Here is a 570-nt window from a genome sequence, read left to right as displayed (position 1 = left end):
GGGCCGGCGCGAACGCGGTGGACGGACAGCCACGCGTACCCATGCCGGTGCGTCCGTGACCTCGTCCGGGGAAACGCCTCCGGTCAGTGCCCACAACGACGGGCCGAGCAGGATGCCCCGACCGGCGAGCGCGCGTCGCATCCTGGAAATCTCAAGCGGGAGCCGGATCCCTTCGAGATCGGGCACCGGAAGGTCAGTACGCATCCGCATCAACCGGCGGTTGCGCACCACCACCTCGCGCGCCGCCGGTTCGGCCAACCGCTCGGCCGCCTGTACGCCCACGGCCGCGTTCACCTCAGCCGTCCTCCCACCATCCAGCGCCGCCCACGCCGCGTCGACCGTCCCGAACGCTGCGAGCAGGTCACCGGCAGTCGCCGGCCCGAAGCCGGGCACCCCAGGAAGGTTGTCGGACGGATCGCCGCGCAGCGCGGCGAAGTCGCGGTACTGCCGCGCCTCGACCCCGCACACGACAGGCAGAGTGGCGGCCTTCACCAGCACTGCGGCGTCGCGGCCACCGTTGCGGATCCGCAACACCGAGGTGCTCGCGTCGAGCAGCGCGAAGGCATCGCG

At 72.3% G+C, this 570-nt stretch carries 1 protein-coding gene; it reads right to left on the bottom strand.

The genetic code is table 11. The features are described 5' to 3' along the window. Positions 1-570, bottom strand: a 570-nt coding sequence (locus tag V6V89_RS41555) for a 5'-3' exonuclease H3TH domain-containing protein (RefSeq protein WP_334625253.1), incomplete at both ends; no start/stop codon positions are given.

It is taken from the genome of Micromonospora sp. CPCC 206061 (assembly GCF_036906915.1).
Lineage (GTDB): Bacteria > Actinomycetota > Actinomycetes > Mycobacteriales > Micromonosporaceae > Phytohabitans.
Note: the sequence above shows the minus strand (reverse complement) of the source record. Positions and strands in the feature narration are given on the sequence as shown.